Origin of the sequence: Nocardia sp. NPDC058519 (assembly GCF_042719755.1) — a bacterium.
GTDB lineage: Bacteria > Actinomycetota > Actinomycetes > Mycobacteriales > Mycobacteriaceae > Nocardia.
Window position 1 is genome coordinate 1 of sequence record NZ_JBHXNK010000060.1, and the last position, 10,864, is coordinate 10,864.

The following is a 10,864-nucleotide window of genomic DNA, read 5'->3' on the forward strand; positions in this document are numbered from 1 at the left end:
TCGGCGGCGAGGCCGACGACACCGAGGCCTACCTCGATCCAGGAACCGCCCGAGATCGCGTCGGACAGGTCGGTGACCGAGCTGACCAGGCTGATACCGGTGGACCAGTCGGTGGTGTCTTCCTTCTCGGCGATCAGTGGGTTGGCGGCCATTACAGACCGGACTGCTGGGTCTTGAGCGCTGCGGCGTTGGTGGTGTCGCGGGTAGTGAAGGCATCCGCGACAGCGGTCAGGTTCGAGCTGGTGTCACCGAACGCATCGATCGCGGCCTGGATCGCTTCGATGCCATCGGTCTCGACCGAGTCGACGAACAAGGGCCCGAGGAACGCACACAGTTTCCCGAACGCGTCCGACGGCGCCGAGACGGCTTGGGCTGCTTCGAGTGCTTCGGTCAACCCGGAACCGGCCGAGGTGACGTTGGTGGCGTGGGACTTGATCTTGTCCGGGGAGACGCTCAGTTCCCCGCCCGCGCTTGCCATATCCGGTGCCCCGCCCCTCGTGTGATGCCACCCCGGGTCGGCGGGCACTCCCTGGCCCGTGACCTGCGGTGTCGAACCTGATCGAGCAGGTCTCGACCGCCGGAAGGTCCGGTACCTCAGACCTGCGGCACGCAGTGCCAATGGCCGAGCGTAGCGGATGTGGGCGGGTTGGTACGTGCGGTGAAATCGATGGAACCGGAAGCCTCTTCCGTGCGTCTAAGGGTGCAAAGGAGTGCCACTTTGTTGTCGCGATGGGGTCACACGGTTGATCCTGGCAAGGCTGTGGAGCTCTTACGGGATAGAGGCTCGCCACGGGGAATTGGTCGGGTGGTGTCGTAGGCTGTGCGGAACGACGGGGTGGCCGGGTGCGGGGAGCATTCTGGTGGCCGTGGGGTTGGTGCGGGCTCGGCCGGACGGTGTAGCTCGGTGATCGGGGAAGACGGAGGATGCTCGTGCGGCGACGGTCTGTGGTGGTGAGCGCGGTGCTGTGTGGCGCGCTTGCAGTGGCGGGATGTTCCAGCACAGAGCGCGGGAATGCGCAGCCGAGTACGTCTGTCGACCCGGCGGCGGCTACTGCGGCGCTGTGGGATCCGTGCAGTCAGATCTCGGATGGCACTCTCGTCGGGCTCGGATTGAAACCGTCGTCGGAGGAGTCTGGAATCTTCGGCGTAGAGGAGCCGGGATGGAAGATCTGCCGGTGGACAGAGGATGAGGTCCCGGCGAATTTCAGCATGGCCGTGTACTCGACCGTGCACGCCCTGGACGAGATCCGGACGAAGCCTGGCAACGTCGACTTCAAAGATGTGACAGTCGCCGGGCGAAGCGCTGTGCAGTACCGAGACTCGGTCCGCGCGGCCGACGAGTTCTGCCTTCTCGCATTCGCGACCGCCAGCGGCTTTGTTCAACTCGATGTCATCAATCGGAGCGCCCAGGCAAAACAGACTCCCCCGTGCGACCGCGCGAAATCCGTTGCCGAGGTGCTCGTTCCACTTTTTCCGAAGTAGTTTCACGAATACGGGGGTCTTTTGAGATGGCACCATCAGATGAGAAGTCGCGCTGGCAGTCCCTGAAGGACGAGGCATCAGCTGGTCGGCTGTATTTGGACCCGACCGTGGCAACGACCTGCCGTGACGCGAGCAACAAGCAGATCGACCTTTTCAACCAGCTGCGTGACTCACTCACGACGCTGTCCGTTGTGACAGGCCTCGGTCGTTTCACTGCCGCCGACGAACATGCGAAAATGCTCGGCATGAAAGCCATTGGTGGAGAACGCGATTTCGACACAGCCCTCAAAGAGCACATCGAAGTTCTCACGCTGATCCGCGACACCATCGAGATCTCGGTGAAGAAGTACGAGGACCAGCAAATAGCTCAAGCGCAAGCAACGAACGCGTTGGGCAACGGCTACTGATTCACCCCAGCCGCTGCCCAGTCCACCCGGCGGGCAGGTCACATCCGCTGCGGCGCCGCGATTCCCAACTGCCCCAATCCGACTTCCAGAGTGCGGGCAGTCAACTGGCACAATGCAATTCGATTTGATCGCATCGGGTCGTCAGCTGCGATGACCGGACACAAGTCATAGAAGCCGGTGTAGGCGCGGGCCAGTTCGAAGAGATAGCTCGCTAGCCGATGTGGCTCCAACGTGTCGGCCACCTCGGCGAGGACAGTGCTGTAGCCATCGAGGCACAAAGCGAGTTCCCGCTCGGCTGGTTCCATTGGTCCGGCGATATCCACGACCGCCGGGGTTGCGGCCTCGGCTTTGCGCAGGATCGAGCAGACCCGAGCATGGGCATACTGCAGGTAGACACCGGTGTTGCCGTTGAGTGTGGTCATGCGGTCCGGGTCGAAGGTGTAGTCCTTGACCCTGGATGTCGACAGATCCGCGTACTTCACCGCACCGATTCCCGCTTGTTCGGCGATGGCATCGAGCTCCGCCGACGACAGGTCCGGGTTCTTCTCGGCGACCACCGCACGCGCACGCCCGACGGCTTCGTCGAGCAGGTCCATCAACCGAACCGTCCCGCCCGCACGAGTTTTGAACGGTTTGCCATCCGGCCCGAGGATGGTGCCGTAAGCGACGTGAGCGACCTCGATCGCCTCGGTGAGCCAGCCTGCTCGCCGTGCCGCCTCGGATACCAGCTGGAAATGCAGAGCCTGCCGCGAGTCGGTGACATACAGCAGCCGGTCCGCGTGCAGTGAGGTGATGCGGTACCGGATCGTGGCCAGGTCGGTGCTGTCGTAGCCGTAGCCACCGTCGCGTTTGCGGACCATCAGGACCGCCGGCTTATCATCGGGTCCCTTGACCTGTTCGGACAGCACGACGACCGCACCGTCGCTCTCGACCGTGACGCCCTTGCGCAGTAGTTCGGTGACGGTGTCGGCGAGCTTGTCGTTGTAGAACGACTCACCGAAGTAGTCGTCCGGAGTGAGCAGCACACCGAGCCGGTCGTAGATCGCGCCGAATGCCTTCTCGGACTCCGCGACGATCTCCCGCCAACGGGTCAACGTGTCAGGGTCGCCAGCTTGCAGAGCGACCACACGAGTCCTGGCCCGGTCCGCAAAGCCTGAATCCGAGTCGAATTGTTTCCTGGCCGCCTTGTACAGGCTGTCCAGCGCCGACACCGAGCTGGTGTCTTCATCGAGTTCCTCTGTATGCCAAGCCGATTCGGGGTGCTCGTCGATGTATTGGATGAGCATGCCGAACTGTGTACCCCAGTCACCCAGGTGGTTCGCACGTACGACATCGGCGCCGAGGAACCCGAAGACCCGGGCCAGGCTGTCACCGATGATGGTGGTCCGCAGGTGTCCGACGTGCATTTCCTTCGCCACGTTCGGCGCCGAGTAGTCGATGACGACTCGTTGCCCGTCTTCGGCGGTGGGGACGCCGAGCCGGTCATCGGCCAGGCGCGCTGCGACGGATTGCCACACCGCTGTATCGGCCAGGGTGATGTTCAAGAACCCTGGGCCCGACACTTGTACATCAGCGATCACTCCATCAGCGAGATCGATCTGAGTGACGAGCTCAGCGCCGAGCTGCGTCGGCGGGACACCGACCCGCTTCGCCAACGGCAGCGCGACATTGGATTGAAAGTCGGCGCGATCGGAACGTCGCACTACCGGGTCCGCATCCGCCGCTTCCGGACGGACTCGGGCGATCGCCTCCGACACAGCGGCAGCGACACGTCCGAGCAGCGGCACAACACCGGCAGAGCTCACCTTGATTCCTCTCGATGGGGGATCGTGAACCCATTGTCGCAAGCACATCAAGCGGATATCAGCTGCTGCCGATCAGCGGCGACCCGGTCGCCGCAATCGATGAGACAGACATGACCTCGAACTTTGTGCATCAATTGCGCCGTGTCGTTTCCGGGTGCGGCACGCGCAATAGTTGTCACAGCGAGGCTGATCTCGAGTTGTCTACTCGACAGATCGCGTTTCCGAGAGGACCGCATCGATGGCGGCGCGGAGGTCGAACACCACCTTGTAGCGGCGGACCGATTCCGGTCCCGTCAGTTCGATGTCTCGGCCGGTAGCCCGCCATACATCACGGATCGAGCCGTCACCGAGTACCTCGTAACCTTCGGATTCGGCCCAGCGATTGACGTCGCGCGCACGTGCGGCGAGCGCGTCCGCGGCTTCGCCCCTGTCCCGAAACGCCTGGACGTCCTCCCAAGACAGGCCCATGCACCCTCCGCTCGACCGAAGTCCACAATTGACGATGCCGATCTTTGCAGAGTCGGATAGCCAATGACAGGGCTGGTTGGATGCTCTCCACACGAGTTCACAGAATTCGGTCACGAAGCCCAGGAACGCGCAGGTGCTGTCGGTGTCGCGGCGTAGTGTCACGCATATCGGCGTTGCGGTGACCAACCGGAGGTTCGCGATGGACGTGCTGCTCGGGATCGGAACACGTAAGGGTTTGTTTTTGGCTCGTAGCCGGGATGGGCGGGCCAGTTGGACTGTGTCGCCGCCGCAGTTTCCGGTGGCTGATGTGAAGGCTTTGGCGATTGATACTCGGCGGGAGACGCCGCGGGTGCTCGCTGGGGTGTTGAACAGTCATTTCGGGCCGACGTTGGTGGTCAGTGATGATCTCGGGGAGACGTGGAGTGAGCCGGATGATGCTCCGCTGAGCTTCCCGGAGGACACCGAAGCCGCTCTGCAGGGCGTTTGGCAGATCGCGCCGGCGACCGATGCCGAGCCGGATGTGGTTTATGCGGGTGTCGAACCTTCCGCGTTGTTCCGGTCGGCTGATCGTGGTCGGACGTTCGAGCTGGTCAGGGGGTTGTGGGAGCATCCGCATCGGCCGCAGTGGGAGCCGGGTGGTGGTGGGTTGGCTTTGCATACTGTGCTGCCGCATCCGGTCGATACGCAGCGGGTGGCGGTGGCGCTGTCCACTGGCGGGGTGTATCAGACTGCCGACGGTGGGGAATCGTGGACGCCGACGAACAAGGGGGTCACCGCGGACTTCCTGCCCGGTGAATTGCCGGAATGGGGGCAGTGCGTGCACAAAGTTGCCCTCGATGCCGAGTCGCCCAGCACCATGTACCTGCAGAACCACGGCGGTGTGTTTCGGAGTACCGATGCGGGTGTCAGCTGGCAGTCGATCGACGGCGGCTTACCACCGTCGAATTTCGGGTTCCCGATCGTCGCGCATCCGCGTAAGCCGGGGGTGATCTACACCTTCCCGCTGGTGGCGGACATGGAGCGCTTCCGTTTCCCGCCAGATGCCTGCTGCGCGGTGTATCGCAGTGAGGACGGCGGCGAGACGTGGTCGAAGCTGGACGATGGACTCCCCACTGTCCCGTTCTGGGCTGCGGTCATGCGCGATGCCATGTGCGCCGACAACGCCGACCCGACGGGGATATATTTCGGCACCCGCAATGGCGAAGTGTATTGCAGCGCAGACGAAGGCGACCATTGGCAGCTCGTTGCCGACAAGCTGCCGGACGTACTGTGCGTGCGCGCCGCGGTCATCGGATAGCGCGATGGCTCGCGTCTGCCTGCCCTCCATGCTCCGCCCTTACGTCGACGGCGCCAAGGAACTGGACGTCGACGGTGCGACCCTGCAGCAGGTTCTCGATGCCCTGCGTGAACGATCGCCCGGTTTGGAACGCCGACTGCGTGACGAACGCGGGGCATTGCGCAGGTACGTGAACTTCTATATCGACGGTGACGAATGTCGTCTGCTCGACGGCCAGGACACCGCTGTCGGTGCACGAACCGAGGTGATGATCATTCCATCGGTCGCTGGCGGATGACCCGCGTTCCGTTGGGGCGCAACGATTTCCCGCCTACCGGAAGTAGGGCGTGGCCTGCACCCAATGGAACCCACGTGAGACAGCCGGGTACTGCGCGAGGTCGACCTGATCCAGTTGCATTCGCACCGGCTTGCCGCCGAGGGTGCCCTCCAGAATCAGCCGATCCGATTGTGGCTGAACGTAACTGAATGTCGCGAGCTTCCATTGGTGCGCTGTGTCTTTCGACAGCGTGATGGTGTGCTGGTCGGTGTCGATTCGAGCAGGGAAGGAGACGAGTGAATCATCCAGCCGCTGCATGGTCATGCCCTGGGGGATATCGAAGATGATGCGGCGGAATCGTTCAGTGACGCTCGGCATTCCGCTGGCAGGCGATTCGCTGAAGTCGACCAAGGCGGGTACCTGCTCGCCGGCGACCGAGAACTCGGTGACGTTCCAGATGCCGTAGAGCGGCGATTTGGGCCGTGCGTTGCCGTAAGTGTGCCAGCCGTCGTAGGCCTCGACAGTCGTGGCGCACAGCAGCCACACTCCGATCAGCGCCTGGGCTGCCAACAGGATTCGGTTGCCACGCGGCGTGGGCAACAGCGGCGTCGACGTTCGAGCTTCGACGGCCTGGCCGAGCATCGCCCGAACGATGCGGATGATGTCGGGTGCGGCCAATACCGTTGCGTACAGAAACAATTGCAGGGCGAACAGCTTCACCGGCACATCGAAGGCGAGATTCATCAGGAGCACCTGCATCGCCACGATGACGGCGAGTACAGACCCGAGGCCCGCGGTCATCGGCAGGATCAGCAGCAGCGCCGCAACGACTTCCGCCGCACCCAAGGCCATCTCGTATGGCTCCGACAGCGACGACTGTGCCCACAGCACCGCCATCGGGCTCATATCGCCGAACGGTTCGACCAGCCGCTCGAGGTTGAACGACATCTGCGTCGGCAGCACTTTGATCATCCCGTACAGCAAAAGGGCGCTGACCAGCGAAATACGCAGCAGCAGCCGGAACCACTCATACAGTCGCGCGTAATTCGGGCGACGCCGGTCGAGGACCGACCAAATGGCGGTGACCGGTACGGCGACCAGGACCAGGGTGAACACGGACACCCACTTCGCCGCGGTGTCTCCGCTGCCGGTGACCGTGTAATCGATGGGTACGTCGAAGAGGTGGGTGCCGATCCAGTCGGTGATCGGGTGCAGCGCAGTCCATTTGCCGACCTCGCTCACCACCTCCTGGGATACACCGGAGGTGCGGAGCAGCGTGTGCTGCAGCCACACACCCGCCATTCCGACACCGATCACCACGAATCCGAACCGGAAGAGAACGCGGATCGCCGGATGCCACCGATCGACCTGCTCGATGTCGCCGCGAACGACCTCGGGCTCCCGCTGAGCCAACACCCCTGAAACCATCCATCACTCCTACGATCGAGAGCCGTACGGGTGACGCTATGGCAGCCGGCGGGACCGGAAAATCCGGCAATCTCGTTGCCCCGAATGCTCGGGGCGGCGCGGGGTTACCGCAAGAACGAGTCCACTCGGTTCGTCGCCGAACTTCCCATGCCCATGATTCGAAGTCCGAAATAGCTGATGAGCACGACCACGGCCACCGTCACCACCAGGACCGACGCGGCTGCGACGACGGGCGCGATGGCGATCAGCGAAACGCCGAGGATGACACGGTGAACAATCACGGTCGGGGGGTCGAACCGGTTGAATCCCCTGGTGATGACGGCGTCGACGATCAGCGCCAGCGCGCAGACGATGAGCAGTATCTGTTGTGCGAGCGGGTCGGGAAAGTGGGTGATCTTGGAGTAGAGGGATGCGGGGTTCAGCTGAGGCGCCAGCCAGATGTGCAGTCCGCTCGAGACGACGGAAACTACCAGCAGCCACCACGAAAAGGTACGACCACGATTTCGCCGGGGGGGCCGTGCGGCCGGGTAGTAGTGGTGGTTTTCCATCCGCTGGTTCAGATCACCGCCGATATAGGCATGGGAGACCTCCATGCCCGGCAACCGAGGTTCGTGTGGGTACGACATATCAACTGCCGCCCTGAGTCATGTTGAGATTGCCCTTGATCTTCACATCCTGGACAACCTGAGCAAGCGGATGCGCGCTGCCGATGTCGGCGGAGCCGTCGATTTCGGCGTTCCTCACCTGTTGCTCACTTCGCGGTGGCTCGCTCGGCGCGGCGGTGAGCCAGATCTGCACGATGAGACCGAGCACCAACAGCACCACACCGAAGGCGACCCATCCCGCCGTCCGGTTGTCGGTGAAAATCGCAGTGGCGATGTTGACCACCGCCGCCACCGCGACAGACGCGGTCGCACCGACAAGTCGTCGCCCCCATGCTTCCATGTCGACCTCCGAAATCTATAGTGCCCGACCTACCGGGCTATCAGTGTTATCGAAACCTGTTGGTACCGAAGAAGAATCAGTCGTCGTATCGAATCCTGGGCGGACGCGGAATCGGTTGCGTCAGTGTGTTGTCCCCGAAATCAGGCGGCGGCTGCCGGTGGGTTTGGGTAGAGGTTCGTGGTTCGGGTCGAAAACCGTCGCCGGGCAAGGAATTGTGGGGCGGCACCCGATTCGATGCTCGCCGAGGTTCGTCCGCTGTCCATGGCGGCGTCAGATTCGCGTCCCCGACCAGGGCGCCACGCAATTCCGCTTCCGCGGCACGTTCGGCGGCGAGCACCTTCGTATTGGAGGCCTGAGCGAACTCGCGACGAGCCTCGACCTCGGCGTCCGCGTCGGCTTCGGCGCTCAGCTTCTCGTACAGCGTCGGTGGTCCGGTCAGCTGCATCAACTTCACCAGCACCGGAAGCAATTCCAGCGACAAGAAGAGCAGGAACAGCATGAGTTGGGCTCGCCCGAGACTCGGCCTCGAATCACTGAGCGAGTCGAGCGCTTCGATTCTGGCGAGCAGGCCATCACTGTTCGCCGACCGGGAGCGGTAGTTGGCCATATCGCGCTCGCGATCGGCGATGAGTCCGTCCAATATAGGCTGACGGCGGCTGATCTCGGCTTGTGCGGCGATCGCGTCGGCGCCCGCGGTAGACGTTGCCTGCTCCTGCGCGGATTTCAAAGCGGCATCGGCGATGCCATATTCCTGTTGGGCCGCCACCCGCCGGGCTGTCGCGGCAAGTGCGGCCGGCCCGTTCGCACCTTCGACCATGCTTCCGCACGTACCCGCGATCTCGCAGGCCTCGGCATCCAGCTTGACCTTGACGTCGTCCGATGCGGCATCGAGGCGCTGCTGCGCTTTCTGCACCGCCGGATTACTCGCGATAGCCCCAGGATCTGTTCGTGCCTTCGTCCGCAGCTGGTCCAGCTCCTGCTGGAGCACTGTGATCGACGCGTATTGGGTGTCGATGGAATCCTTGTAGTCCTGTTCCTTCTGCTGCTGCTGAACTTTGACCTCGGTGAGAATCTCCGACTCGAAAATGCGCAGCACCAACGGTGTCGAGATCACCGCGCCGAGCAACAATGCGAGCACCACCCGGGGTATCGCCGCATAGAGGTTGTTCCGAAACGCCTTGTGCCGATGCATCCCGACGACGAGCAGTCGGTCTAGGTTGAGAATGACCACGCCCCAACCGATGCCGAGCAGAATGGCAGCCCACAGCGGGGCGTGCACGGCCATCTGCAGTGCGAAGGCAGCCGAGACTGCGGCGACGGCAGCAGTGGTGAGGAGCACCCCACCCATCGACAGATATTTGAATCGATCCGACGGCGCTCGCGCGAGAAGGTCCTCGCGAACACCGACCAGCGCTAGCAGCCATCGGCTGAACACTATGACACCCCTCGCCCACAATTGTTGTGCACCAACATATTTACTCGATCGCCTACCACGACAGCTCCGCCCGAGTGCCTGCACGGATCTCGTCGTAGCGGATCAAGGCTCGACCCAGCCCTTGGTCGGCGGACTCGAGTAGGGATTGCGCGTCGGCCAATGTCTCGCCGACACCGGCCAGCACGCCGGCGTCGGCGACGCGGGACAGTCGGGCGAGCAGATCGCGGTCGACGTCGCAGTGCGCGGCCAACGCCGCGGTGCGCACCCGATGTTCGCCGCGTAGGACGTCGACCTTGCGTTCCGCTTCGAGGTATTCGCGATTCAGGTCCGCCCACCGCGCCTCGAGCACGCGCAGCTCATCGATTGCCGCACTTGCCCGTTCGGTGAGCAACGCCTGGCACTGCGCGCTGAGCACCACGACGTTCTCGGCGGCATCGAGTACGGCCTGTTCCGCGCGCTCTGTGTCGGCGATCAACGCCTCGTTTCTGCCGAGCAGCTTTTGCTGCTGCTCCCGCAGTGCCGGTAGCTCTGCCGACAATGCGCGCAACCGGTCCAGCTCGGCGAGTCTACGGGTGATCCGCTCGTGCTCAGCCCCGAGCACGATCAACTCGTCCTCGGTCGAGCGCAGGGTGTCGTAGGTTCGCCGTGCACCGGCGACTCGCTCGGCCGCCGCGGTCAGCGCCGCGGTCTTGCGGTCGAGCGTGCGCGCCACCGCCGGGCCGGCCAACGCCGCGTCGACCAACACCGGTACCTGCTCGACGAGCTCGTCCACTCGGGACAGCGCGTCGTCGACGGCGATCAAGAGGTCGAGTGTCGACGGGTCACTGCCGGGCACCGAGGCACTTGCCGCCACGACGGCAGCCATGGTCGCCGCGGACCCCGCGATCGCTTCCCCCAACGCCTGCAAAGCCGCGTAATCGGTCATCGGTCACGACCTCCGGTCGGGTCGACCAGCACGGTCATCACAGCTCCAGAATCGTTGTCGTGCAATCGTATCGCGCCGTACGGAGAACAGCGCGTCGCCACGGATACCCGATAGCGGCCGGGTGTCACAGCGATCGAGGCCTCGGTCGCGGCGTCGAGCCATGGCCCCTGCTGTCCAGGCCGCACCCGAATCACAGACGAAGCCTCATAGGTCTCGATGCATTCCAGCGCGATGGCGGTTCGTTCGGAGACCGGCGCGGGGAGAACCACCTGCTCGAGCAATCCGTGAACGACGCGATGGGTCACCACACCGACTGCGTGCGGGTATGCGCCGATGACGCCGACCACCCCCGATGCGATCCGCGCGGCGCCCAGTGCCACCGCGCCCGGTGCGACCTCCCGGACAGCGGCGACCAC

The 10,864-nt window shown here is 63.7% G+C and carries 13 protein-coding genes; 4 read left to right on the forward strand and 9 right to left on the reverse strand.

Going from position 1 to position 10,864, the window contains the following annotated elements; translation table 11 throughout:
* Nucleotides 1-151: 151 nt before the first annotated feature.
* Nucleotides 152-478 carry a type VII secretion target gene (locus ACFWPK_RS34140; protein WP_378922935.1) on the reverse strand — a complete coding sequence of 109 codons (327 nt, stop codon included), beginning with the start codon at nt 476-478 and terminating at the stop codon, nt 152-154.
* A 473-nt stretch (nt 479-951) separates the two neighbouring features.
* On the opposite strand from ACFWPK_RS34140, the gene ACFWPK_RS34145 reads away from it, so the two are divergent.
* Together ACFWPK_RS34145 and ACFWPK_RS34150 are read left to right on the forward strand one after the other, a co-directional pair.
* On the forward strand, nt 952-1,482 hold the full coding sequence (locus ACFWPK_RS34145; protein WP_378922937.1) for a DUF3558 domain-containing protein: 531 nt from the start codon (nt 952-954) through the stop codon (nt 1,480-1,482).
* 26 nt (nt 1,483-1,508) lie between these two features.
* Nucleotides 1,509-1,889 carry a hypothetical protein gene (locus tag ACFWPK_RS34150; RefSeq protein ID WP_378922939.1) on the forward strand — a complete coding sequence of 127 codons (381 nt, stop codon included), beginning with the start codon at nt 1,509-1,511 and terminating at the stop codon, nt 1,887-1,889.
* Between the two features lie 38 nt (nt 1,890-1,927).
* On the opposite strand, the gene argS is transcribed toward ACFWPK_RS34150, so the two are convergent.
* Complete coding sequence (gene argS, locus ACFWPK_RS34155; protein WP_378922941.1) at nt 1,928-3,694, reverse strand: arginine--tRNA ligase; 1,767 nt, start codon at nt 3,692-3,694, stop codon at nt 1,928-1,930.
* Nucleotides 3,695-3,895: 201 nt separating this feature from the next.
* Nucleotides 3,896-4,162, reverse strand: coding sequence for a hypothetical protein (locus ACFWPK_RS34160; protein ID WP_378922943.1), 267 nt, complete (start codon nt 4,160-4,162; stop codon nt 3,896-3,898).
* A 133-nt stretch (nt 4,163-4,295) separates the two neighbouring features.
* Between ACFWPK_RS34160 and ACFWPK_RS34165 the strand changes: the two genes are divergently transcribed.
* Both ACFWPK_RS34165 and ACFWPK_RS34170 read left to right on the forward strand, forming a co-directional pair.
* Nucleotides 4,296-5,459, forward strand: a complete 1,164-nt coding sequence (locus tag ACFWPK_RS34165) for a WD40/YVTN/BNR-like repeat-containing protein (RefSeq protein ID WP_378922945.1) — start codon at nt 4,296-4,298, stop codon at nt 5,457-5,459.
* Between the two features lie 4 nt (nt 5,460-5,463).
* Nucleotides 5,464-5,736 carry a MoaD/ThiS family protein gene (locus ACFWPK_RS34170; protein ID WP_378922947.1) on the forward strand — a complete coding sequence of 91 codons (273 nt, stop codon included), beginning with the start codon at nt 5,464-5,466 and terminating at the stop codon, nt 5,734-5,736.
* Nucleotides 5,737-5,769: 33 nt separating this feature from the next.
* Here ACFWPK_RS34170 and ACFWPK_RS34175 read toward each other — a convergent pair whose 3' ends face one another.
* The 6 genes from ACFWPK_RS34175 to ACFWPK_RS34200 form a co-directional block, all read right to left on the reverse strand.
* Nucleotides 5,770-7,143 carry a DoxX family protein gene (locus ACFWPK_RS34175; protein WP_378922948.1) on the reverse strand — a complete coding sequence of 458 codons (1,374 nt, stop codon included), beginning with the start codon at nt 7,141-7,143 and terminating at the stop codon, nt 5,770-5,772.
* 104 nt (nt 7,144-7,247) lie between these two features.
* Nucleotides 7,248-7,736: a hypothetical protein gene (locus ACFWPK_RS34180; RefSeq protein WP_378922950.1), complete on the reverse strand. Its 489-nt coding sequence runs from the start codon at nt 7,734-7,736 to the stop codon at nt 7,248-7,250.
* A 34-nt stretch (nt 7,737-7,770) separates the two neighbouring features.
* Nucleotides 7,771-8,031, reverse strand: coding sequence for a hypothetical protein (locus ACFWPK_RS34185; protein WP_378922951.1), 261 nt, complete (start codon nt 8,029-8,031; stop codon nt 7,771-7,773).
* 133 nt (nt 8,032-8,164) lie between these two features.
* The gene (locus ACFWPK_RS34190) at nt 8,165-9,607 is read right to left on the reverse strand and encodes a DUF4407 domain-containing protein (RefSeq protein WP_378922953.1); all 1,443 of its coding nucleotides are present in this window, start codon (nt 9,605-9,607) and stop codon (nt 8,165-8,167) included.
* A complete protein-coding gene (locus ACFWPK_RS34195; protein ID WP_378922955.1) occupies nt 9,576-10,448 on the reverse strand; it encodes a hypothetical protein in 873 nt (290 codons plus the stop codon). Before ACFWPK_RS34195 ends, ACFWPK_RS34190 begins: the two co-directional genes overlap by 32 nt.
* Nucleotides 10,445-10,864 (reverse strand): hypothetical protein (locus tag ACFWPK_RS34200; protein WP_378922956.1); only part of this gene is annotated, 420 nt, incomplete at its 5' end. The genes ACFWPK_RS34195 and ACFWPK_RS34200, both read right to left, overlap by 4 nt.

What these genes read in the sequence shown, in the direction of transcription:
- ACFWPK_RS34140 (WP_378922935.1), bottom strand. Translation starts at nt 478, where the DNA reads ATGGCAAGCGCGGGCGGGGAACTGAGCGTCTCCCCGGACAAGATCAAG.
- ACFWPK_RS34150 (WP_378922939.1), top strand. Translation starts at nt 1,509, where the DNA reads ATGGCACCATCAGATGAGAAGTCGCGCTGGCAGTCCCTGAAGGACGAG.
- ACFWPK_RS34160 (WP_378922943.1), bottom strand. Translation starts at nt 4,162, where the DNA reads ATGGGCCTGTCTTGGGAGGACGTCCAGGCGTTTCGGGACAGGGGCGAA.
- ACFWPK_RS34170 (WP_378922947.1), top strand. Translation starts at nt 5,464, where the DNA reads ATGGCTCGCGTCTGCCTGCCCTCCATGCTCCGCCCTTACGTCGACGGC.
- ACFWPK_RS34175 (WP_378922948.1), bottom strand. Translation starts at nt 7,143, where the DNA reads ATGGTTTCAGGGGTGTTGGCTCAGCGGGAGCCCGAGGTCGTTCGCGGC.
- ACFWPK_RS34180 (WP_378922950.1), bottom strand. Translation starts at nt 7,736, where the DNA reads ATGGAGGTCTCCCATGCCTATATCGGCGGTGATCTGAACCAGCGGATG.
- ACFWPK_RS34195 (WP_378922955.1), bottom strand. Translation starts at nt 10,448, where the DNA reads ATGACCGATTACGCGGCTTTGCAGGCGTTGGGGGAAGCGATCGCGGGG.